General features: G+C 45.0%; 22 protein-coding genes. 12 read left to right on the forward strand and 10 right to left on the reverse strand.

The annotated features are described in order from the left end of the window. The first annotated feature begins 12 nt into the window (after positions 1-12). Together GVN16_RS03050 and GVN16_RS03055 are read left to right on the forward strand one after the other, a co-directional pair. Entirely contained in the window at positions 13-387 is a 375-nt protein-coding gene (locus GVN16_RS03050) for a VOC family protein (RefSeq protein WP_166562352.1), read from the forward strand. 4 nt (positions 388-391) lie between these two features. Further along, a complete protein-coding gene (locus tag GVN16_RS03055; protein WP_166562353.1) occupies positions 392-1,036 on the forward strand; it encodes an alanyl-tRNA editing protein in 645 nt (214 codons plus the stop codon). A gap of 37 nt (positions 1,037-1,073) precedes the next feature. Here the strand turns inward: GVN16_RS03055 and GVN16_RS03060 are convergent, their stop codons facing one another. The 10 genes from GVN16_RS03060 to GVN16_RS03105 form a co-directional block, all read right to left on the reverse strand. Further along, positions 1,074-2,120 carry a T9SS type A sorting domain-containing protein gene (locus GVN16_RS03060; RefSeq protein ID WP_166562354.1) on the reverse strand — a complete coding sequence of 349 codons (1,047 nt, stop codon included), beginning with the start codon at positions 2,118-2,120 and terminating at the stop codon, positions 1,074-1,076. A gap of 34 nt (positions 2,121-2,154) precedes the next feature. Further along, on the reverse strand, positions 2,155-5,448 hold the full coding sequence (locus GVN16_RS03065) for a hypothetical protein (RefSeq protein ID WP_166562355.1): 3,294 nt from the start codon (positions 5,446-5,448) through the stop codon (positions 2,155-2,157). Positions 5,449-5,737: 289 nt separating this feature from the next. Next, positions 5,738-6,784, reverse strand: a complete 1,047-nt coding sequence (locus tag GVN16_RS03070; RefSeq protein ID WP_166562356.1) for a T9SS type A sorting domain-containing protein — start codon at positions 6,782-6,784, stop codon at positions 5,738-5,740. 31 nt (positions 6,785-6,815) lie between these two features. Next, positions 6,816-8,252, reverse strand: a complete 1,437-nt coding sequence (locus GVN16_RS03075) for a hypothetical protein (RefSeq protein ID WP_166562357.1) — start codon at positions 8,250-8,252, stop codon at positions 6,816-6,818. A gap of 24 nt (positions 8,253-8,276) precedes the next feature. Continuing rightward, positions 8,277-9,587 (reverse strand): hypothetical protein, encoded by a 1,311-nt coding sequence (locus tag GVN16_RS03080; RefSeq protein WP_166562358.1) that lies wholly within the window; start codon positions 9,585-9,587, stop codon positions 8,277-8,279. Between the two features lie 337 nt (positions 9,588-9,924). Beyond that, positions 9,925-10,869 (reverse strand): hypothetical protein, encoded by a 945-nt coding sequence (locus GVN16_RS03085; RefSeq protein ID WP_166562359.1) that lies wholly within the window; start codon positions 10,867-10,869, stop codon positions 9,925-9,927. A 381-nt stretch (positions 10,870-11,250) separates the two neighbouring features. After that, on the reverse strand, positions 11,251-11,445 hold the full coding sequence (locus tag GVN16_RS03090; protein ID WP_166562360.1) for a hypothetical protein: 195 nt from the start codon (positions 11,443-11,445) through the stop codon (positions 11,251-11,253). Positions 11,446-11,612: 167 nt separating this feature from the next. Further along, positions 11,613-11,807, reverse strand: coding sequence for a hypothetical protein (locus GVN16_RS03095; RefSeq protein WP_166562361.1), 195 nt, complete (start codon positions 11,805-11,807; stop codon positions 11,613-11,615). 459 nt (positions 11,808-12,266) lie between these two features. Beyond that, positions 12,267-12,854, reverse strand: a complete 588-nt coding sequence (locus GVN16_RS03100; protein ID WP_166562362.1) for a Crp/Fnr family transcriptional regulator — start codon at positions 12,852-12,854, stop codon at positions 12,267-12,269. 11 nt (positions 12,855-12,865) lie between these two features. Next, positions 12,866-13,147: a GNAT family N-acetyltransferase gene (locus GVN16_RS03105; RefSeq protein WP_166562363.1), complete on the reverse strand. Its 282-nt coding sequence runs from the start codon at positions 13,145-13,147 to the stop codon at positions 12,866-12,868. Positions 13,148-13,288: 141 nt separating this feature from the next. Between GVN16_RS03105 and GVN16_RS03110 the strand changes: the two genes are divergently transcribed. The 10 genes from GVN16_RS03110 to GVN16_RS03155 all read left to right on the forward strand — a co-directional run bounded on the left by GVN16_RS03110 (position 13,289) and on the right by GVN16_RS03155 (position 24,486). Beyond that, positions 13,289-14,122 carry a chromate resistance protein ChrB domain-containing protein gene (locus GVN16_RS03110; RefSeq protein WP_166562364.1) on the forward strand — a complete coding sequence of 278 codons (834 nt, stop codon included), beginning with the start codon at positions 13,289-13,291 and terminating at the stop codon, positions 14,120-14,122. Positions 14,123-14,203: 81 nt separating this feature from the next. After that, positions 14,204-14,713: a hypothetical protein gene (locus tag GVN16_RS03115; RefSeq protein WP_166562365.1), complete on the forward strand. Its 510-nt coding sequence runs from the start codon at positions 14,204-14,206 to the stop codon at positions 14,711-14,713. A gap of 7 nt (positions 14,714-14,720) precedes the next feature. Next, positions 14,721-16,049, forward strand: a complete 1,329-nt coding sequence (chrA, locus tag GVN16_RS03120) for a chromate efflux transporter (RefSeq protein WP_166562366.1) — start codon at positions 14,721-14,723, stop codon at positions 16,047-16,049. An 82-nt stretch (positions 16,050-16,131) separates the two neighbouring features. Further along, positions 16,132-16,932 (forward strand): tetratricopeptide repeat protein, encoded by an 801-nt coding sequence (locus GVN16_RS03125; RefSeq protein ID WP_166562367.1) that lies wholly within the window; start codon positions 16,132-16,134, stop codon positions 16,930-16,932. A 24-nt stretch (positions 16,933-16,956) separates the two neighbouring features. After that, positions 16,957-18,501, forward strand: a complete 1,545-nt coding sequence (locus tag GVN16_RS03130; protein ID WP_166562368.1) for a serine hydrolase — start codon at positions 16,957-16,959, stop codon at positions 18,499-18,501. Positions 18,502-19,122: 621 nt separating this feature from the next. Next, positions 19,123-19,542 (forward strand): DUF3052 family protein, encoded by a 420-nt coding sequence (locus tag GVN16_RS03135; protein ID WP_166562369.1) that lies wholly within the window; start codon positions 19,123-19,125, stop codon positions 19,540-19,542. A 302-nt stretch (positions 19,543-19,844) separates the two neighbouring features. Continuing rightward, positions 19,845-20,120: a co-chaperone GroES gene (groES, locus tag GVN16_RS03140; protein ID WP_166562370.1), complete on the forward strand. Its 276-nt coding sequence runs from the start codon at positions 19,845-19,847 to the stop codon at positions 20,118-20,120. Between the two features lie 68 nt (positions 20,121-20,188). After that, positions 20,189-21,820: a chaperonin GroEL gene (gene groL, locus GVN16_RS03145; protein ID WP_166562371.1), complete on the forward strand. Its 1,632-nt coding sequence runs from the start codon at positions 20,189-20,191 to the stop codon at positions 21,818-21,820. Between the two features lie 97 nt (positions 21,821-21,917). After that, entirely contained in the window at positions 21,918-22,733 is an 816-nt protein-coding gene (locus GVN16_RS03150; RefSeq protein ID WP_166562372.1) for a hypothetical protein, read from the forward strand. 115 nt (positions 22,734-22,848) lie between these two features. Next, the gene (locus GVN16_RS03155; protein WP_166562373.1) at positions 22,849-24,486 is read left to right on the forward strand and encodes a CTP synthase; all 1,638 of its coding nucleotides are present in this window, start codon (positions 22,849-22,851) and stop codon (positions 24,484-24,486) included. The last annotated feature ends 18 nt before the right edge of the window (positions 24,487-24,504 follow it).

Raw genomic sequence — 24,504 nt, forward strand, 5'->3', positions numbered from 1 at the left:
ATACCTTTTGTCATGAAAATTCCTTCTCAATATCTTCCTGTGATGCCTTATCTGATCATCAGAGAGGCCAGGGCATTTGCAGAATTCTGCGGCTCCGTCTTTAATGCCACTACCCAGGAATGGGTGGAGGACCAGGACGGAAGAATAATGCACGGAGAAATCCGGATCAGCGACGGCGTGGTCATGTTCGGTGAAGCCAGCGAAAACTGGGCAGAAAAACCGGCTGCCATGTTTGTCTATATTGAAAAAGTGGACGAAACCTACGAAAAAGCATTAATTAACGGAGCAAAAAGCCTGGACAAGCCCAATCAGAAAGAGTACGGGTATACTGCCGGCTTTGAGGATGCTTTCGGGAACCAGTGGTTTATTGTTGAAGGAAAAAAGTAATTTTATGCCGGTTAAAAAATTATTCTGGGATAACCCTTACCTCACTGAACTGAGTACCATCATTACTGGTGTTTCAGGTGACACGGTCACGCTCGAATCTACCATCGCCTACGCTTTTTCCGGGGGACAGCAATCGGATGAGGGCACTCTCAACGGACTGAAGATTATTAAAGCAGAAAAGCATGATAAAGAGATTTTTTACACCCTGGAACCAGACCATGGCCTCGAAACCGGCCAGGGAGTTTTGATTCAGATTGACTGGGATAAAAGGTATAGAATCATGAAACTGCATTTTGCTGCAGAAATCATCCTCGAACTGGTATATCAGAACTTCGGAAGACCGGAAAAAACAGGAGCCAATATAACCTTTGATAAAGCAAGGATAGATTTTGTCCGGGATAAAAATATCTCGGAAATGTTTCCGCTTCTCAATGAAAAAGCCCGCGAACTTATTGCTTTGGACCTTCCTGTAGAAAGTGCTTTCAGCGATGAGGCGGCCCAGAGAAGATACTGGAGAATTGAAGGATTCGGACAGGTGGCTTGCGGAGGTACACACATCAGGCGAACCGGAGAAATCGGTCCCCTGAAACTCAAGAGGGTCAACCTGGGTCAAAACAGGGAAAGAATTGAGATTTATTTAACAGAATAAGGCGGCCGCCCAAAAGTACCGGGCAGCCGCCTTTGCACTATTTTTGAATTGCCAGCCTCTTTACTACAGCAGACTGGTTTGCATAGATGATTTTAACGGTGTAAATGCCGTAGGGCAAATTCCCGACACTGATTTCAGGATTCGGTTTACTTCCGGAACGGTAAACTTCACGCCCGTTCAGATTGACAATGGATACGGCTTTGACCTTATTCCAGTCGGGCGTCTTGATCGTAAACCTATCTGTAGCAGGGTTGGGGAAAACCTCAAAATTCACTTCAGGGATATCCTCAAAAAACACACTTCTTGACTTGCTGATCGTGAAGCTGCCGTCTTTGTCTACTGATTTTAATCGGTAATAATTGTGACCGTTGGCTACCTCCGCATCTGAAAAACTGTAGTGCTTCACGGTCTTACTCTCACCGGAAGAGCTGACAATACCCTTCGTTACCCAGTTTTTAGCGTCCAGACTATGCTGAACCTGGAAATGATCACTGTTGCTTTCCTCTGAGGTAGACCACTTTAAATGGGCTACCTGGCCTTCTGCTTTGGCTGTAAAATCTATCAGGGACACGGGTAATGTACCATCAACATCCCCGTAAGAAGACGGGCTGTCGGTACCGGTATTTGTACTCAGATATCCTCCCGCACTTCCGTTCACCTGGTATCCGATCGATTGTCCGTTGAAACCAGAAACTACCCCTGTGATCGTAAAACGGGTGTACGAGCCTTCAGGAATGGCCTGATTCTGAATAATGGTGATCTGATAGGTCAGTGGGTTTGTGGTACTGACCTGATTTATAGAATAGGTAAAATAATTGGCAGGGAGGCCTGTAACAACTATCTGAGGATCATAAATCCGCGTTGTGACGATCTCTACTTCAAAGGGAGTACCACCAGGAGCCGGCCAGTTTAGGCTTCCAACTGAAGTACCCGCCTCAACACTAAAACTTACCGTTTCTCCATTGAAAAAAGGAGTATTTGTAGGTACTACAGTGCCGGTTAGACCCGAGGCAGTAACATTCGGATCCTGACCGAATGTAAAAAAAGCCGTATGCATAAAAATTATTACCAGAATCTTTTTCATTGATTTATTCGTTTAAGTTTAATGTCTGTTTGAATTATGGGTTATAAGAAACAGTTTCCTGGTCTGCATTATTAGAAATCCGCTGCTCACCGCCGGAGCCCGATGCAATAGAGACTGTAAATACATATTGTCCGTGAGTGCCCCCCATATAAAATGTAGCTGGTACATTGAAAGTCGAATTCTGATTAACCAGGATCATGTTTGAAGTAAATAGATGATTTGCTCCTGATAGACCTGTGTAAGTCCATCCATTCACCACATCTCCCGGGCTTAAGCCTACAATCCAATCCGCTCCTGATTTTAACCTGACAGTTATCAGTGAGCCGTCTGTAGGGGCATCATTTATCTCTATTACCCTTATTCTTAAATTAATAGGAATCGAAGACGAACCTGCCAGAGAAGAAGGAATCACCGTAAGGCTGGGAACCAGGTCAGGAATGGCTCCCAAACCTCCAAACCCATTAGGCTCGATATCCACAGCATCCGCAATCCCGTCATCATCATTGGAATCAACAAGGCCATCCACAACCCCGTCAGCATTGGAATCCAAACCACCTTTTCCGTTTTCAACGATGTCTTTCATGCCATCTCCATCACTGTCAAGATCATTGTAATCAGGCGTGCTGTCATTATCGGTATCTTTGGGCGATGGCTGTCCCGGAGAGCCGAATACCCCGTCATTGGTATCCACACTGTCCATGATGCCGTCCTGGTCACTGTCAGAGCCATCTACTTCCCCGTTGTTATCCGTGTCCGCGTATCCGGTTAAACCGCTCTCCCTTAAATCTGAAATGCTGTCATTGTCGCTGTCAAGGTCCCTGTAATCGGGCTTATTGTCTCCATCGGTATCTTTAGAAGCGGGCAGGTCAGGGGAACCGAAAACACCATCATTCGTATCGGCACTGTCACGGATACCGTCACCATCTGCATCGGGTCCGTCCACCACACCGTCAGCGTCTGCATCTGTTACTCCCGGCAATCCGTTTTCTTTCAGATCCGTAATTCCGTCATTGTCCGTATCCAGGTCTCTGAAATCAGCGATGCCATCGCCATCAGTATCTCTTGAAGAAACAAGACTTGGTGAGCCAAATACACTATCCTGCGTATCGGCACTGTCTCTGATACCGTCACGATCGGCATCAGTACCATCCACTACCCCATCATTGTCTGCATCCTGAACACCGGCTACACCGTTTTCTCTCAGGTCTGTGATGCTGTCATTATCGCTGTCCAGATCCAGATAGTCAGGAATCAGATCACCGTCAGTATCTTTGGGAGTGGTCGTTGAAAGTGGGTTCGGAGTGTCCAATACACCATTGTGGTCGGCGTCGTGGCTACTTACATTAACCCCGGATTCATACAGATCCGTGATCCCGTCATTATCGCTGTCGAGATCCAGGTAATTGAAAATGCCGTCACCGTCGGTGTCTGTGTTAATACCTTCTGTATTGTCAGGGATACCGTCATTGTCAGAATCAGGGTCACAGGCATTTTTCAGGCCGTCTCCGTCGGTATCGATATAAGCTGATTTTCCGTTGGACTCGTTACAGGTATCGTTACAATCCGGGACACCGTCACCATCCGCATCCAGGTTGTCATTTCCGGAGGCACATACATCCAGGCAGTCCGGCACGCCATCTCCATCTGTATCCAACTGAACGTAAGCGTAATAAATATCATAAGTCAATGGCAATCCGGCAGAAACAAGGCCCAGGTTGACATCAATCTCAATCTCATCAAAAGCCACCGAAGATTTTCCGCCCACAAAAGTTATCCCACCCGAGCCGCTTAGCAGATTCCCGCTGGCCAGAGACGCTCCTGTAAATTGTTGTACTGGATTCTGGGCATCATCCTTATATAACCTGATCGTAATTCCGCTCAATAAACCTGCACTGATCAGGCTGCTTCCGCTTTTTATCGCAAAACCCGCTACTGTGCCGGCAGGATAGTCAACTCCGCCTGTTCTTTTGACGGTGACTCTGCCACCACCGCTAAGCAATCCCGTTAATACGCTGAAATGAGCAAAATCAGTAAGGCTGGCGTTCGTTACGTTGCCGGTGTTCGTCAAAGTACCCAATGTAACTCCATATATGCCTGTGGTATTGTAGACCGTAAAAAGACCCGGATCCCGGTCTCTGGACACCAGCTCTCCGGTATAAGGCTGGGCGGCGGCAGTAGTCAGTGCTGTGGTACAATCAGAACAACCTGTAGCCGGTTCTTCAAACGCATAATAAATCCTTAAAGCCGACAACGACGCGTCTAAAACAGAAGGAAATACAATCCTGACTTCGTTAAACGGCAATGTGGTCGTGATGCCCAGTTTCTGTTTTCCATTGGCCGAAGATCCCAGTAAACTGAAACTTAACAAACCTGTTCCGCTACTATTGTTGAGTGTCTCTTCGTCCTGTTTTATGCCATGCAGATAGGTTTCTATCTTAGCTCCGTCAAGAAGACTCAGTGAAATTAGACCGGAAGAATTAGACCCGATAACAAAACCGGCTTTGTGACCGGCAGGATAAATGACACTCTCGTCTTTAACCGCCACATACGGAGAACCCAGTAAGCTGCTGCCGATCAGTCCGGGGGAATATAAAGCATAGTTTGATTTATCACCGTCAATTACCCTCTCAGCATTTGCCAGGCCGTTCAGCGATTGTATCAGACCTCCTCCGATAGCTACCGAAGTGCCTGAACCAGCAATAACATCGTCACAGACCGTGTTGTTTTCAGCTATCCCGCAATTGGGATCAAATGCCATGGCATAATAGATCCTGAGATTTTCCAGTACTGAAACCACTCCGGCTGAAACCAGGCGGATCTCATCAAAAGGCTTGCTGTTGCTGGTCTTGAAATTGATAAATATCCGGCCGCTACTGGCACCTCCCAGCAACTGCACACTAAGCAGAGAACCTGAACCATTATAAGACTCCTGGAGTGTTCCGTCCAGGAAAGTCTGTACCACCATTCCGTTTAAAACATCCGCAGAAAGAAGACCCGCCGGAATTTCGACCACATACCCCGCAGCATACCCGCCGGGATACTGAAAACCCGGCCTTATATCCCTGACAGAAACCCCGCTTCCGTTAAGGACCCCTGCCAGACTTCCGAAAACAGCATAATTTGTGGTGTTCCCGTCTATAAGGTTGGAGCCGTTATTAACAAAAGAACCGGACAACACACCACCGCTTACAGGAGAAAATGCCTTGCCTTCTCCCGTTACCGGAGAATAACAAGGTGAGCCGTTTTGCCCCTGGACATAAAAAAACGAGACATTCAAAAAGAAACAAAAAATGCCTCTCAAGAGAAAAAAACAGTCCGATTTTTTCATAATTCTTAAATTTTAAGTTAAAAAATTTCCCAAGGAACAAAATGCATAAGCTGTGACTTTACCCGGCACCTGGTCACTTCATCCATATATGTAAGAATAAACGTTTATGCACTTTCCCTTTGTGACGGACGGTCTCAGCTAAAGTCACTGCGACGGAAAAAATAGTTCGCAAAAAATTATTAAGGGGTACCAAAGCCAGATTCAGGCAGCCGGAAACCGGTCATCAGAAAACAAAAAAGGTTGCCCGGAAAACTTCCGGACAACCTTTACCATGCAGGTTTTATATTTCTTAATTCTGTATCGCCAGCCGTTTAATTACTTCCGTCTGGTTCACATAGACTATTTTAACCGTGTATATTCCGTATGGCAGGTTCCCCACGCTTATTTCAGCATTGGGTTTACCTGCCGAGCGGTAAACTTCTCTTCCACCGGAATTTGAAATAGACACTGCCCTGACCTTACTCCAGTCAGGAGCTTTGATCATAAACTTATCTACCGCCGGATTAGGGAAAAGCTCAAAGCTCACTTCAGGAATATCTTCAAAAAACACACTTCTGGCCTTACTGATGTTAAAACTGCCGTCTTTGTCTACCGCTTTTAAACGGTAATAATTGTTCCCATTCGCCACCTCTGCATCAGAAAAACCGTAGTTCATGACTACTTTACTGTCTCCCGCAGCATTGACAACACCCTTGGTAACCCAGTTTTTAGCATCAAGACTGTGCTGAACCTGGAAGTGGTCGCTGTTACTTTCTTCTGAAGTAGACCATTTCAGCTGGGCTACTTTTGCCTCCGCCTTTACATTGAAATCAAGCAACGATACCGGTAATGCTCCGGTGATGGCTCCGTAAAACCTCGGCGAATCTGTACCCGGCCCCGTATTGTCATATCCCCCGGGATTTCCGTTGGCCTGGTATCCGATAGTCGCTCCATCCGGACCTGTTGCCAGGCCGCTGATAAGGAACTCAGTATACGACCCTTCCGGAATCGTCATCATTTGGGTCAGAACTATGGTATAGGAATTTCCCCCTAAATCAGTGATAACCGGTGCCGCAAAATAGTTGGTAAACCCCGGAGAAACTGAAACCGACAGGTTGACAATCCTGGTTGTGTTTATGGTGATCACAAATGGCTGTCCACCAGGGGCGGGCCAGTCTAAGTCTTCAATAGACGAGCCTGCTGAAATATTAAAACTCACTGCTTCTCCATTCAGATAAGGAGATCCTGTAGGGGCTACCGAACCAAAAACCATTGAGCCTGTCACATCAGGGTCATGCTGGGCAAACAGTTGCGGACTTCCGGTTATTATGAATAATAGTACAAAGATTTTTTTCATATTTTAAACATTTAAAAAAGTTGAATACCGGTTAAGGATTAAAAGACACCTGCTCCTGGTCGGAGTTATTGGAATTTCTAACCTCTCCCCCTGAGCCCGATGCTATCGCTACTGAAAAAAGATAGACACCCGTCCCTCCTGCTAAATTAAAAGTAGCCGGTAAATCAAATTGAGAAGAATTATTCTGAAGAATCATATTGGAGGTAAAAACATGATTAGCCCCGACTACCCCGGCATATGTCCAGCCATTAACCACCGTTCCGGATGAAATTCCAAGCACATAATCAGATCCTGTTTTCAGGCGTACTGTAATGGTAGTACCATCTGTAGGAACATTACTCACTTCTATCACTTTAATGGTCAGGGTAATCGATATCGGAGCCGCTCCGACAAAAGACGAAGGGATAACCGTCAGCGTTGGCTTCAGGTCCTGTATCAGACCGGCTTTCGTAAAATACGTTTTCGTATCAGTACTCAGACCTGGAATAGTGGTACCCAGATTTCTCATTGAACTTCCCGCAACAGGCGAAGTCCCCGTGGTAAGTGTACCGACAGCCCCTAAAGCCCCAGCGTTTGATTCCCATGATGCTCCCAGAAACCTCGTCACATAATGTTTAAAGGCGGATGAAAAACCTGTAATTTCCGTAGCCAGATCATGCTGCAGGTTAACGGTAGCCGCTACGTCGGCGTCGGCATACAGGTGCCAGGTCCTGTCTATTCCTTTGGCTATCAGAGATTCATTTGATGCACTGGCAGTATTGTCCTGCAGGCTGGCGTGGACATTCCCGCCGGCAGCAGTTACTTCAGCAGGGTTATAATCGGTCTCATTAATTCCCAATGGAAAAACAAAGGCCCCGCTCATACCGTTTTTCACCATATGCCCTGCAATCGAGTTGCCTGTCACCACCTTTCTTTCCGGTCTGTAACCGTCAATGACCGCATCAGTATCAAAAACAAGGTCAAATCCATTCAGGATAACATCAGCGTTATCGACAGCCAGATCAAGTTTTTTGCCGATGTTCACTGAAGCAGCTAATGCTCCTGCAGGATTGGTGGTACCAAATCCCGGGTCAGCAAGATCAGTCAGAATAAGATTCTTCTCATTGCGGAGTTCAATAGCTACATCTATAAAAGAGCCGTTGTTCCCATCCAGCAGCGTTGGGTTATCTGCCCCTCCCACTAACGCAGGATTAAAAAAGACGATCTTTCCCGAACCCGTAAAAGTAGCTGCAGGAGAAATAAAAACCTCCTTACTATATATCTCAAGTACACCGTTGATCTCCCATACGGCATTCGGCCCGAAATATGCTTTTTCGGAATACACCAGTTCCGTGGTCCCTGTATTAATAATATGCGATCCGTTGTCAACATAGCTGCTGCCGGGGGCTTGTGCAGAGGCCTTAAAGCCCAGTATCCCCAATAGCAAAACGAGACCGGAACAACATATCCATTGTTTATTTTTTGTCATAATTTTTTCCAGTTAAAAGGATTTTTAACCCAGACTTATCAGTACCCACGTAGTTCCGTCACTTTGCAACAGATACTTGTTTCCAAAATTGGGCGTAGGAAAGCCTATCCCCACCCCGGCCACCGGTATGGTGTTCTGGGTATTTCCTGTCGACACTTCGAATGATAACGAAGTGGTAATCGGCTGGCTCCCGTTGTTGATAATGTAGTACACCCTTCCCTTACAGGTAGCAGGATCCGGCAAAGTGAGTGTAATGGCAGATGTAGCCCTTGAAATAACCGTGTAATCGTCTTCAGCCAGTGCTCCTCCTGCCGTAATGACTCTGACATTGGCACTTATCGAACCGAAAACCTGGAAGGTACTGTTCGGTGCAACGGTGTGGGTCCCTACCCCCACTTTCCCGTCTTTCATCACGGAAACAGCGTTAGAGCGAACCGCCGGTGTGTTGGGATTGGCGTTACCGATCTGGAAAAGACTCGATTGACCGGTCGTAAAAAGGTTGTTGGTTCCGGCTACAAATTCAAAGTTGGACTCATTTATATTGTTAACCCCGAATGAAGCTGCGTGAAAACCCCTTACTTCATTTCCTCCTCCGAAAACAACGGCGTAATCTCCCAGGGCCTTGTTAAGTGTTCCCGCAGCAAATGCCCTGCTACCCTGGGCCAGGTTATTAGATCCGAAAGTGGTGGAAAGGCGTCCGCTGGCTGTACTTTGAAAACCAAAAGCCGTGGCATGCAAGGCACTGGCCACTGTTTCACCTCCGAAAGCAGCTGAAGATTCGCCGCTGGCGATATTCAGTGAGCCTGTCGCAAATGAGTTATTCCCGATGGCTCCGGTAAGATGGGGATTACCTGCTCTGACCGGCCCACGAACATCCAGAGACGTTAAAGGTGTGTTTGTTTTCACCCCTACATTACCCAACTGATAAATATTCTGGGTATTGGCGGTGGCTCCGGCATTGGTGGCCTGGTCAAACCAGGGTTCGGTTGAAGCGGCAGCAGTCCCGCTTTTCACCCCAACCCAGCCTGTTCCGTCCCAGTAATAAACGCCCACCCCTCCTGATAGTACGGGATAGGCGGGATTTGTACCTGTGATGGTGGCCAGGGTATTGTACACCAGCATTCCTGAAACCTGGCTACCCGCCAGTCCCCAGGTCGTAGTATTTGTCAACTCAACCTTTGACAGCAACAAACCTTTATTGTTGCTTTCCAGCTCCAATATGGCGGCGGCATTGGGAGTTACAGGACCGGCGACCGTCCCGTCCTTAATTTTCGTCTGTGCGGAAGCCATCCCGGCTACAAGCACTAACAGGGGAAATAAGATTTTTTTCTTCACTTTTACTTTTTGGTTGTTCGTTTTAGAATTTTTTTATATTTCCTTGTTTAGACTTCTTTTTAAGAATCCGGTCACATAATTTTTAACGGCTTGGGGGGCAGGTAAAGCCTTGAAAAAGGCATTTAGCACGAAAAAGGCTACAGAATGTAGCAAAATAGCCATTTTAATGAAAATATTTTTTTTTCAGAAATAGCAGAAATAATTAAAAGTCACCGGGTAATCTTACTGAGGATGAACATAAAAAAACCGGCTGAATAGCATCATCCGGTTTTAGTCATTTAAGTTTAACAACCAACTTCAAAATATTCCGTACTACAGAAACGATTCTTCTTAAAAATTACACCTGTACAGCGTCAAGGGCAGGCATCTGGTGCTGACGCACCAATGAAGCCACAAAGTCTTTGATTTCAGAAAAATTATTATTGTTCCTGATGATTTCAAAAGACTCTGAAGCCTTCTGGATATAAGTCCCTTCTACAAAACGTTTTTTAAGACCATCGCCCTCCAGCACCATCATCGGAAGCGGAAAATGCCGAAGTGATTGCCAATGACTCATGATTCCGCTTATTTTATTTACCTGGAAAGTCTTTTCATTGTCATTGACCAGAGAAAATATGTATTTTAAGGGAGCGGGATGATTGTGAAACTTCCCATCCATGTTAATGGCAAATTTCGAGGCTTTCCTGAAAATAGGTTTGGCATGAGTCGTATCAAAATCCAAAGCCTCAATAGCCCCTTGTGTAAGTTTAATATTCGGGAAAGAAGGCAGCACAAAGGGCCGGTTATCCTGATCAAAGGTGATGGCTACGAGGTCATCCGACAGGAACTCACACCCTTGCTTTAAAAATGTAGCCATGGTGGTGGATTTTCCGGCTCCGGGCTCCCCAAAAAAAATGCAGGCTTCGCCCGAAGGCAATACCACGGCACTGGCATGCAGCAAATAATAGCCCCGCTGGTGCAGGGCGTAAGTCAGGGGCTCTGTTAAAAGAAAATGTTGCAGCAAGTCGCTTTCTGAGGCTTTCCTGTCAAATGTAATCGTATGGCCTTCCCTGATCCTGAACGCTCCGTATGGCCCCCAGCCGAAAAAAGCGTCATGTGATTCTCCGCCGAAATCAGGATTGAGGTTCATCCTGAAAATGTTCTTTATCTGCATCATTTCCGGCAGGATAAAAGCTTCTTCAGTGATCCGGATGTCCGGATGTCCGGATGTTTCATATCTGTCTATTTCTGCAAGGCAAAAAGGTGTTTCAATGACCAGGTCAAAAACTTTATAATAATTCATGCTCATTCTGTTTTATTTTTACTCAATATCTTCATTACCCGTTGGTAGTTAATCGTTTCACAGCTCATTTGAAAAAGTGCGGTCATATAATTTCAATACAACCGCACCCATTGATCTTAATTATCGCCACCACCACCACCACCGCCGCTTCCCTGTATTAAGTCGCCGGGAAAGAACGCCTGGTTAAAAAAGGCGGAGGTGTTTACAGATCGTGTGGCTTTTATCACAGTCCCGTATTTTATGAGAACAGGCCTTTGATAATTTACTTTTTTTTGCGAGTCATTCATTTGCTTTTTGATTTTGTTGTATATACTCCGTTGTTTAAAAAACCGTGTTTATGTGGTATTATCCGGGAGAAAATGGACAGGCTATGACATTTACTTAGCCACCCGGGTCACCGCCAGGGCCTCCCGAACCTCCGCTTCCGCCGCCGCTGCTCCCCTGGACAAGGTCGCCGGGAAAGAAAGCTGAATTAAAAAAAGCCCGTGTGCCCGAAGAGCGGGTGGCTTTTATCACTTTGCCGTACCTGACCAGTACAGGCGTTTCATAATTTAGTTTTGGGGTTACATTCATCATTTTGATATTTTTTGATAACCTTTTTTTTGTATTTAGACGGCAGCAAATCAACAAGGTCACATAAGGAAAAATGTTTTTTTGACACAATCTGCCCGAAAGGGTCTGAAACAAAAAAACCAGGGTAAGTAACCCTGGCATTTCCAATTTTATCACTTGATCATTTTTAATCACCCTCCGGGATCGCCACCTCCGCCTCCGGAACTGCCGCCCCCGCCTCCACTGCTTCCCTGGACTAAGTCACCGGGAAAGAAAACCGAATTAAAAAAAGCAGGTGTGCCTGGAGTGCGGGTAGCATTGATCACCTTTCCGTATCTGATCAACACGGGCTTTTCATAATTTACTTTTAAGGTTACCTTGGTCATCTTGATATTCTTTTAATTTTTTAAGAATCAGTCCCTTATTTAGACGTACACCTCACAAAAAGGTCACATAAATCAGGTTGTTTACTCATCATCTTTCATCTAAACCAAAAAAACCAGGGTAATCTACCCTGGTTTTTCGGACTTTTTTCTCATTTATTTATCCTGTAATTGTTCTCTGTAACCATGAGCTGAAAAATAAAAAAGGACTGGGGTAAACCCCCAGCCTTTCCGGTCACTAAATCCACACAATTTTTAAATCTTGCCACTAGCATAAGAGCAAGAATCATTTATTTGACGCAAAAACCCTCAAGCGGTCACTTCATTTTCAGGAAATCTTAAAAAAATAATCAAATCTCTTAAAATTTTAATGTGAAACTAGCCGGAATGAAAAAACCCGGAACTCCGGGTTTATGTATTTTTAAATAGCCTGATTAAGGGCAGATCATCAGTCATTCCGGCTCATCTGCTCATCATTCTTTTCCGGATTCTGCTCAATGAGGGGCCCTGAATGCCTAGGTAAGAGGCAATGTGATAAAGCGGAACCTTGTTAAAAATATCCGGGTGCTGCTCCAGCAAATCAAGGTATCGCTGTTCCGGAGGTAAAAACATAAAATCTTCGGTGCGGGTCATCGCCATATTGAAAGCCTTCTCAGCCACCAGCCGGCCAAACCTCTCCCACTGATGTGATTTCTTGTACAATTCAAAAAGGTGGTTGATGTGGATATAAAGAATGGAAGAATCACTCATCGATTCGGTGTAGTAATTGCACGGAGTCTGATTCAGGAAACTTTTATAGGAAACAATGATCTGGTGATTGGAAAAGAAAAAGACATTCTTTTCCTCGCCGCTCTCGTCATTAACGTAATAAGTCCTGAAAACACCATCAAGAATGAACCCCATGTGTTTGCAGACATTCTTGTATTCATTATAAAACTCTCCTTTGCCATATTGTTTTTTCAGCCAATACGGTTCAGAAAGCCTGAAATGTTCTTCATCCATACCGGCAAACTCCTTGAAAGCATAGCCCAGCAATTCAATTTCTGTCATATCAGTATCGGTTAAAATAATACGTCGCTGTAGTCAGGGGTTTTATCAAAAACACTTTTGGCATAAGGGCAGAGCGGTAGTATCTTAAATTTATGTTCCCTGGCATATTCCACGGCGGCTTTCACCAGCAGTTTTCCGAGGCCTTTGCCTTCATGAGCAGGAAATACCTCGGTGTGGTCAATAATGAAGCGGGTTTCTCCGGAATAGACATAGGTCATTTCTGCCATTCTTTCCCCGTTTTCTTCTAAATAAAATACGCCTTTTTTGTGATCATGACTGTGTTTGAGTTCCATATTTTCAGTTGATGTTTATAATAACAAATATAAAGTTTATTTCTTTATCCAGGCTTTAATTTCAAACTAAGTGGAGGCTGAACGTCAATTTGTCAGACAATAAGTTTTAAATTAGCCCCAGCTTATAAAAGCCTTGCCGAAATGAAGTGGATTACCAGAGAAAGACCGAAGATTGACCGCCTGGCCTGCCCATGGCTTATCCGTAAATTTATTGACCAGGAAGCAGAATTCCTTTATGTCCCCTTTGACCTCGTCATCAGCAAAGCCCTTGAGGAGGACGCCACTCCATATGACATTCCGGGTGTCGAGTTTACCCACTATGAGCAGGAATGCACCTTTGATTATTTTGTCAGAAAATACCGGATAGAAGATCCTGCGGTGAAAATAATGGCTCCGATCATCCGCGGGGCAGATACCGACCGCCACGACCTTGCCCCGGAATCAGCCGGGCTATGGGCCCTTTCCGCCGGCTTAGCTTTTAACATCAAAGACGACTACCAGCTCCTGGAGACAGGCTTTGTCTTGTATGACGCCCTTTACAGCTGGGCGACCCACCTTTATCAGCAAAAACACCTGCAGAGTTCTCCTTTTGAAAATCTGCTCAGGCAGGTTTACAGCAAGCTGCAGGAGACTGAAAAAACCGAAAAAAAGACGCCTCAATGGGCCAGGGAACTGAAAGAAATGATCCAGGATCAGATAGACGATAATTTCGTGTTTGACCTTAAGGACATCTCTAATGAATTACAGATCAATCCTTCTTATTTGTCCAGGGAATTCTCCAAACATTTTGACAACCTCAACTTTGGTGAGTATATCCGTAAAATCAGGATCGAGAAAGCCATTCACCTTATAGAAACCACCTCTTACAGCCTGACAGAAATCGCTTACCTGACCGGGTTTTCAGATCAGAGTCATTTTAACAGGATTTTCAAAAAACATACCGGCAAAAACCCTTCATCTCTCAGAAAAAAGTAAACAGGATACAAAAGGTAATTTTTGTACTATTCCGTCACAGGGCAGAGGTCTATTTTCGCGTTCAGATTAAATAAACCTTTCATGAACAGATATTACCTGCTTACTCTTTTATGTCTTTTATCCGCCGCAAAGCCGGCTTTTTCTCAAAACAATACGGTGACTTATCCGAGAATGGCCGGATACGTGGGCATCATCCACCCGATTGTCACATTCGACAAAAGCGGCACTTCAGCTAATTTTGACGGGCATTATGTGGTCGGAATGCCGGTGGGAATCAATCTCTGGAAAACAGCCAAAACAGGACTGAGCTTTGAGATGGTGCCGTTCGTCAGGGCTGAAAACGGCAGCAGCAAAATGAGTCACCTGCTTTTCCATCCGGGCATCTTGCTGAATATGGGCAAAGGATTTACTTTTGCCGGAAGGGCGGCCTTCGAAACCACCGGCCGATACGGTTTTACCCCGGTTTTCAATAAAGTGGTGAAGAAAAATACAAACAGCAGTTATTTCGTAGCCATTCCGCTGCCTGTCAGGTTTGGGAATGATAAACCTGCCAGCTTTACTTTCGGTTTTCAGTTCGGGATAGCTTTTTAAGAAAAACATGCAAAAGAAAGAACACCTGCCCGTTTCAAAACCGGGGTTCAGCGAAGCCCTGAGATTCTGGTTTAAACTCGGTTTCATCAGCTTCGGAGGGCCCGCCGGGCAAATCTCGATCATGCACGAATACCTAGTAGTTCAGAAAAAATGGATCAGCGACGGCCGGTTTCTTCATGCCCTTAACTACTGCATGATTTTACCCGGGCCGGAAGCCCAGCAACTGGCCACGTACCTGGGCTGGCTGTTGCATGGCGTCAAGGGAGGCATCGCCGCAGGATTATTTTTTATCCTTCCTTCCGTCTTTATATTGCTGGGATCAAGTCTTGTATATGTTTACTGGGGCAATGTTCCCGCTGTAATGGGTTTATTTGAAGGCCTGAAACCCGCCGTCGTGGCTATCATACTGCTGGCCCTGATCAAAATCGGTAAAAAGTCATTGCTCGGGCCGGTTCATTATGTCATTGCCATCCTGTCTTTTATCAGTATTTTCCAGTTCAACCTTCCTTTTCCGCTGATCATCATTTCAACGATAATCATCGGCATCTTACTCCGATATTTCTATCCGGAAAGCTTAAGTACAGGGGGGCAGTCTTCCAAAAAAACAGAGGAGGATGAAGCATCCTATTATCTCAACAAATTCACCATCAGAGATACCGGGCCGTTGGATTTCAGAACCATATTCAGACAGGTTTCGGTTTACATCCTGATATGGGCTGTTCCACTGGTTTTATTTTATTTCACCCATCTGAAATTTGATTTCTGGCAGAAACTCACTTTGTTTTTCACCAAATCAGCTTTAGTGACTTTCGGCGGGGCGTATGCCGTTCTGCCTTATGTGGCCCAGGTCAGTGTCGAAAAATTTCACTGGCTGAGCAGCACCCAGATGATCGACGGGCTGGCCCTGGGCGAAACCACCCCCGGCCCCCTGATCATGGTACTGGCTTTTGTTGGTTTTATGGCAGGCTATCATCATTTCGGGAATTCCCTGCTGATGGGCACCGTAGGGTTGCTGACGACCACTTTTTACACCTTCCTGCCGAGTTTTGCTTTTATTTTGATAGGAGCCCCTTTCATTGAGAAAACGCGTGAAAATGCCCGCCTCAAAGAAATACTGAACCTTATTACTGCTTCGGTATTCGGTGTGGTGCTGAACCTGAGCATCTACCTGGCCAAAGCCGTAGCTTTTAGTCCAGGGAATTTCACACCCAACTACCCTGCTATCTTCTGGATCATCATTTCTTTCATAGCACTTTACAGGTTTAAGATAAACATGATCGTCTGGATCGGCATCAGTGCCGCAGCCGGGCTGCTGTATTATTTTGTGAGGCATTAATCCGGTTTTCTTTTTTAAATAAGAAGACTAAGGCTTATCTTTATTTTCTGACAGTTAGTCATATTTCAAAAAGCTATCAAACATGAAAATAAAGATAAGTGTTATTGCTTTCCTGGTCTTCCCCCTAACCTTCAGCGGGCCCTTAATCGCTCAAAATATAAACCCGGACTTACTCTTTGACCGGGCTGCGGCACTACGTGCAGCGGGGTCGGCAGATAGTTCCGTATTGCTTTTTCAAAAAGCGGCTAAAGGTTTCCTTGCTGTCAGGTCTTACGAAAAGGCGGTCAACAGCCTGAACCAATCAGGTGCCCTGCTGACCCGCCAGGATAAATATGACCCGGCCCTGACAGACCTGAACCTGGCCTTGAAAACCGGGCAAAAGCACCTGGATAAAAACAACCTGACCCTGGCCTCCACATTTGTTGCCCTCGGTGTCGTTTTCAATGCCAGAAAAGAGTATGAAAAATCACTGTCCGTGCACCACAAAGCCCTGGATATCCGCCTGTCTAAATCCGGAAAAATAAATGCAGACGTAGCCACAAGCTACGGAAATATCGGTAACGTTTATTTCAATGACGGCCAGATAGACAAAGCCATTGAAAATCATAGCGAAGCCCTGAGAATACGTAGAGAACTCTTCGGAGAAGACGGAACAGAACTTGTTCAGTCTTATGTAAATTTAGGGAAATCATTCCTCGAAAACAAGATGTATCAGGGTGCCCTCGAGTCTTATCAGAGTGCGATGAAAATCAGGCTGAAACAAACCGGACCAACACCCAAAGACCTGCCGAAAATTTATAAAAGCATCAGTGATATTTATTACCTGATGGGCAACGACAAAGAGGGCGAAACCTTCAAAATAAAATCAGAAAAACCTTTATAAACCCAACAGACAAACCTTCATCTCATGAAAAAGAATTTTCTTACCTTCCTTTGCCTTATTCTTATTCATCCGGCTTTTGCCCAGATCAGCTCTGCCGAAATTGACGCCCTGGTAGAAAAAACACTGACCACCTTTGATGTACCCGGAATAGCCGTGGCTGTGGTCAAGGATGGCAAAGTGATCCATTCCAAAGGCTACGGAGTCAGCTCTTTAAAAACCGGTAAGAAAGTGGATGAAAATACACTTTTCGGCATTGCTTCCAACTCAAAAGCATTTACTTCAGCCGCTCTGGGTATGCTGATCGACGAAAAGAAACTCACCTGGGACACCAAAGTGACGGACGTGATCCCTGAATTCAGGATGTATAACCCTTATGTGACGGAAGAATTCACCGTTAGAGACCTTCTCACCCACCGCAGCGGGCTGGGGCTGGGTGCCGGTGACCTCATGTTCTGGCCTGATTCCAATAATTTTACCTCGAAAGACATCATACATAACCTGAGGTACCTCAAACCTGTTTCAGGTTTCAGAACCAAATATGATTACGATAACCTCTTATATATAGTAGCGGGAGAAGTCGTCAAAAGAATTTCCGGGATCAGCTGGGAAGAATTCATTGAAACCAGGATCCTGAAGCCACTGCAGATGAACAAGACCGCCGCCTCATTCAAAAGGCTGAAGGATAAATCTAATGTAATTGATCCCCATGCCCCGGTCGACGGCAAGGTAAAAGTGATCAGGAGAGACTGGAGCGAAGTGGCCAACTCGGCCGGGGGTATTTACAGCAATGTCAGCGACATGAGCAAGTGGATCATCACCCAGATGAACCAGGGTAAATACGGCGATAATCAGAGACTATTCAGCCAGCAGGCCAGCGACGAAATGTGGACGTTACAAACCATTATCCCGGTGAGAGGTACTTCTGTTTACAACACCCATTTTTCGGGATACGGCCTCGGATGGTTTCTGAGCGATGTCAAAGGATACAAACAAGCCACGCATACCGGCGGGCTGGCAGGTATAGTAACCCAGGTGACCCTGCTGCCCGAACTTCAGCTCGGCATCATTGTGTTCACTAACCAGCAGGCCGGAGCGGCATTTAACTCCGTGACCAACACCATCAAAGACAGTTACCTGGGTATCAAAGGCCTCGACAGGATCAAGGAATACCACGATAGACTGGTAAAAAATGAAGCCGATGCAAAAAAGATCACCACTGAAATCTGGACAAAAATAGAAGCAGAACAGAAAAACAAATCAGCCAAAGCTGACAACAGCTTCATCCTCGGCACTTATACAGACCCATGGTTCGGCGATGTGGAGGTCAGCAACAAAAACGGCAAATTGTGGTTTCAGTCCAAAAGGTCATTCCTGCTCGAAGGCGAGCTGTTCCCCTACAAAGGCAACACTTATATTGTCAAATGGACGGAAAGAAGTTTTGATGCCGATGCTTACGTGATGTTCGGCCTCGACAGCGACGGCAAAGCCAACAGTATCAAAATGCAGTCGATCTCTCCTCTGACCGATTTCAGCTTTGATTTCCAGGACCTGAATTTTGAGCGGAAATAAAAACCTTTGGTCAGATTTGTATAGGGCATCGTAATTTGTAGTTAGGCCAGCGTAACTTGCAGTTTGAGTAACGTAGTTTGTAGTTGAACTAACGTAACTGACAGTTCAAGCAACGTAATTTACAATTGGGCTAACGTAACTCGCAGTCAGAGCAACGTTATTTGCAATTGGGCCAACGTAACTGACAGTTGAAGCAACGTAACTTGTAATTGGGCTAACGTAAATCGCAGTTCAAGCAATGTAACTTGCAGTTGGGCTAACGTAACTCACAGTTCAAGCAACGTAATTTGTAGTTGGGCCAACGTAACTCGCAGTTCAAGCACCGTAACTTGTAATTGGGCTAACGTAAATCGCAGTTCAAGCAACGTAACTTGTAGTTGGGCTAACGTAACTCACAGTTCAAGCAACGTAACTTGTAGTTGGGCCAACGTAACTCGCAGTTCAAGCACCGTAACTTGTAATTGGGCTAACGTAAATCGCAGTTTGAGCAACGTAATTCAGTGCTTTGACAACCAAATCCTGCGTATCCCGAAATGCTGTCAAAATAACCAGGACGAATATAAACCAAGTCATGACAAGACCTGACGAAATATAATTAGCACCCGGAGCATAAACACCCCAATGAAAACAACAGGATATTCAGGAACACCCCTGGCTAAAAAACTGGGCATCAAAGCAGGATATATCATAAAGATTGTCAATGCCCCTGACTATTATCCCGATCTCTTTGAGGATTTTCCTGAAGTGGAGGAAAGTAACGACCCGGAAACGGGAAAAAACTTTATCCATTACTTTACGAAAGAGGCCAGGAAACTGGAAAATGATATCCTCAGCTTAAAAAACGAAATCGTTCAGGAAGGCATGATCTGGATTTCCTGGCCGAAAAAGGCATCCAAAGTGCCGACCGACATCACCGAAGACATCATCAGGAACCTGGCCCTGCAAAACGGCCTGGTGGATGTCAAAGTCTGTGCCGTTGACGACACCTGGTCCGGGCTTAAACTGGTAATCAGGGTGAAGGACCGGACAACCGGCCATTAATATGACTGTTCAAAGTAATCTGGTGTCCTAACTATGCCATTATGACAGCCCGCCGGAACTGTCAGACCCGCTTCCCAAAACCCTGTCACTCAGATAAAACACCTGCGGCCTTTCTCACCTTCAGCCCGGGATTGTGCAGACATACTGACAAAAAATTTCCGGACACATTAATAATTAATGAATTTTGTCAGTAAAAGCTGAAAAAATGTCAGGAATATGTACCTTTGTGGCCGTTTGGCAATATCATTGTTCATAGCGGTTATTAGTTAAAATTAATCAATCTTTAAAAATTAGATATTATTATGTCAGTAAATGTAAAGCCTTTGGCAGACAGAGTGTTGGTAGAATCGGCACCTGCTGAAGAAAAAACAGCTTTTGGAATCATCATCCCGGACACAGCGAAAGAAAAACCTCAGAAAGGTGTGGTTGTAGCCGTAGGACCTGGTAAAAAAGATGAGCCTTTAACTGTTAAAGTTGGGGATTCTGTATTGTATGGCAAATACTCAGGAACAGAGCTTTCTGTTGATGGAAAAGAGTATCTTATCATGAGAGAATCGGACATCTACGCTATCGTTTAAATTTGTAAAGGGAACGCCGTTCCCGGAAAATTCTATTTAATTATAAAAAGATAAACATTAATAAAATCATGGCAAAACAAATTCATTTTGATACCGACGCAAGAGACAAACTGAAGAGAGGTATCGATACTTTGGCGAATGCTGTTAAAGTAACATTAGGACCTAAAGGAAGAAATGTAATCATCGATAAAAAATTCGGATCACCAGCTATCACTAAAGATGGTGTTACTGTAGCTAAAGAAATTGAACTAAGCGATCCTATCGAAAACATGGGTGCTCAGTTAGTAAAAGAAGTAGCTTCTAAAACTGCAGATGCTGCCGGTGACGGTACTACCACTGCGACTGTTTTAGCCCAGGCTATCTACACTATCGGTGCTAAAAACGTAGCCGCCGGTGCCAATCCGATGGATTTGAAAAGAGGTATTGAGAAAGCAGTTTCTGCTATCGTGAAAGACCTTCACGCTCAATCCAAATCAATCACTACTTCTAAAGAAATCACCCAGGTGGCTTCTATCTCTGCCAACAATGACCTTGAAATCGGCCAGATGATTGCTGATGCCATGGACAAAGTAGGTAAAGAAGGTGTAATCACTGTAGAAGAAGCCCGTGGTACTGAAACTGAAGTTAAAACTGTGGAAGGTATGCAGTTTGACAGAGGTTACCTTTCGGCTTACTTCGTGACCAACGCTGAGAAAATGGAAGCTGAACTGGACAGACCGTTCATCCTTATCTCTGAGAAAAAAGTTTCTTCTATGAAAGAACTTCTTCCGGTATTGGAGCAGGTGGCACAAACAGGCCGTCCTTTGCTGATCATCGCTGAAGACGTTGACGGAGAAGCTCTTGCTACACTTGTAGTCAACAAAATCCGTGGTGCCCTGAAAATCTGTGCTGTTAAAGCTCCAGGTTTCGGTGACCGTCGTAAAGCCATGCTGGAAGACATCGCCATCCTTACAGGTGGTACTGTAATCTCTGAAGAAAGAGGTTTCAAACTTGAAAATGCTGACATCTCTATGTTGGGTCAGTGTGAGAAAGCCCTTGTTGACAAAGACAATACTACTTTGATCAACGGTGAAGGCAACCAGGAAGGCATCAAAGGAAGAGTAAACCAGATCAAAGCTCAGATCGAATCTACTACTTCTGATTATGACCGTGAAAAACTTCAGGAAAGACTGGCTAAGCTTTCAGGTGGTGTAGCGATCATTTATATCGGTGCTGCTACTGAAGTTGAAATGAAAGAGAAAAAAGACCGCGTTGATGACGCACTTCACGCTACACGTGCCGCTGTTGAAGAAGGTATCGTTGCAGGTGGTGGTGTTGCTCTTATCCGTGCTCAGGCTGCCCTTGATGGCCTTGAAGCATACAACGCTGACGAAAAAACAGGTATCGCGATCATCAGACAGGCTATCGAATCTCCATTGAGAACGATTGTTTCTAACGCCGGTGCTGAAGGATCTGTGGTAGTTCAGGAAGTGAAAAGCGGTAAAGGTGCTTACGGTTATAACGCCCGTGACGACAAATACGAAGACATGGTGGCTGCCGGTATCATCGATCCGACTAAAGTTACCCGTCTTGCCCTTGAAAACGCTGCTTCTATCGCTGGTCTGTTATTGACTACCGAAGCTGTTGTTTCTGATATTCCTGAAGAAAAAGCTGACGCCCCTCACATGCATGGTGGCGGAGGAATGGGTGGAATGATGTAATTCCCTTCTATTCAGATAAAAAATGCCTGCTCCGACGAGCGGGCATTTTTTTTAGCACAATTTTTGCATTGTATCTCATCTACATCACGAGTGAGATATGAGTTTAAAATTACTAAATACAACAGGGCTGGCATTCATGCTGTTCGTTTCCTTCAGCTGCAAGAAAAAACAGATCGTGGTGGGTGAAGAAGAACCCGTTGAAGTTAAAGCTACCTGCTCTATTACCTCCAACGGCCGCTCTGAAGGCATCAGGTATGATTTTATCTATGACGAAGCAACGATGGTCAACATCAACGGCTTTAACGATTTTGACACGTTTATTTACGAGGGCGGTGTCCTCAGAAAAGGCATCAACTCCAGGGACAAAAGCTATTCGGTCACATTCTTCTATGATGCAAAAAAACTACTCAACAAGGTTGTCTTTGATGGGAAAGACGGGCAGAACAAACCTTTTTCACATGCCACTACCCTTACCTACAACGCCAGCAACCGCATAGAGTCTATGAAGCTGGGCCTACCGATTTTTGACGACATGGTAGACACCCGCTTTAATTATGACGCTAAAGGCAACCTGCAAACCCTGAGTGCCTACCTGGACGGCCAGTGGCAGACGATTCTTGAAAATACCGCTTTTGATGAGAAATCAGCCCCGTATAAAAACCAGCAGATCGGCCAGGTTTTAAGTTACTTTATGGTTTATTCTGTGCTTACCGGCGGAAACAACCTTTCTTACTTCCTCAATCAGAACAATGTAAAGACCGCCAGGATGAAAAGCGGCAACACCACCATAGCCCTCAGCTACACTTATCAGTATAACGAATACGGGTATCCCGTTAAGTCGGAGATCACCAGGACGGTCAATAACAAGATCACAAGTCTCTCTGAATATTTTACCTATCTATGTAAAAAATAAAAAATTGATAACTAAGCGATTATAAACTTTCTCATTTTTAAAGACATTTCTTTGGTTTGGTTCTGAACAAAAATCTGTAACTTTGTATCCCGTAATCAAAACAATCAATTGCTCCATGTCTTTGAACGGGAATAACAAAAAAACAAAATACATCTTCGTTACGGGAGGTGTAACCTCATCCCTCGGGAAAGGAATCATTGCCTCATCACTCGCTAAATTATTACAATCAAGAGGGCTTTCAGTAACCATCCAGAAGTTGGATCCTTACTTAAATGTAGATCCGGGTACCTTAAATCCTTACGAACACGGCGAATGCTATGTAACGGATGACGGAGCCGAAACCGACCTGGACCTTGGCCACTACGAAAGATTCCTTAATGTACGGACTTCTCAGGCTAACAACGTCACTACCGGAAGGATTTACTACAACGTATTGAGTAAAGAACGCAGAGGTGACTTTCTGGGCAAAACCGTGCAGGTTATCCCTCATATCACAGATGAAATCAAAAGAAATATCCTTTTGGTGGGTGAATCAGGTAAGTACGACATCGTCATCACCGAAATCGGTGGTTGTGTTGGTGATATAGAATCTCTTCCGTTTTTAGAGGCTGTCAGGCAACTGAAATGGGATTTAGGCGAAAAAACCATGTTGACCATACATTTGACATTGGTGCCTTATCTTAAATCTGCGGAGGAATTAAAAACCAAACCAACCCAGCACTCGGTTAAACAACTTCAGGAATCAGGCTTACAGCCAGATATTATCGTTTGCCGTACCGAGCACCCGCTGCCTCAGGACATCAGAAGGAAAATCGCCCTTTTCTGTAACGTAGAAGTCAATTCAGTCATTGAAGCCATGGACGCACAGACCATCTACGAGGTGCCCCTGCTCATGAAAAAGGAAAAGCTGGACCAGAGAGCCTTATACATGCTTGACATTTATAACGACAAGGATGCCGACATGGAAAAGTGGGAAAACTTCCTTTCTAAACAGAAAAACCCGAATAAGACCGTCACAATTGGTCTGATTGGTAAGTATGTGGAACTGAAAGATGCCTACAAGTCCATCGTGGAATCCTTTGTTCATGCCGGAGCGGAAAATGAATGCAAAGTCAACATTGAATGGATCCATTCCGAGTCACTTACTGTGGAGAATGTCGCTGAAAGAATGAAAGACCTTGACGGCGTATTGGTAGCACCGGGTTTCGGAGAAAGAGGTATTGCCGGGAAGATCGACGCTGTAAGGTATGTGCGTGAAAACAAGATCCCGTTCTTCGGTATCTGTCTTGGTATGCAGATGGCTGTTATTGAATATGCCAGAAACGTACTGGGCTGGGAAAATGCCCACTCTACCGAAATGGTAAAAGACACCGAATACCCGGTCATCGACCTGATGCAAGACCAGCTGAATGTGGAAAACAAAGGCGGAACCATGCGTCTTGGTGCTTATAACTGTAAACTGGCCGACAAATCACTGGCTAAAAAGATTTACGGAAAATCAAAAATCTCTGAACGTCACCGTCACAGATGGGAGTTTAACAATAAATACAAAAAGGATTTTGAAGATAAAGGACTGACCTTCTCAGGCATTAACCCTGAAAATGGCCTGGTTGAAATCATCGAGTTACATAACCATCCGTTTTTCATCGGGGTGCAGTTTCACCCTGAACTGAAAAGTACGGTCATGCAGCCGCATCCGATATTTGTCAACTTCGTCAAAGCCGCTGTTGATTACTCAGCAGCTAAAAAATAAGAAAAGGCCCGGATGTGA

The organism is Emticicia sp. CRIBPO (assembly GCF_009905725.1).
Classification (GTDB): domain Bacteria; phylum Bacteroidota; class Bacteroidia; order Cytophagales; family Spirosomataceae; genus Leadbetterella.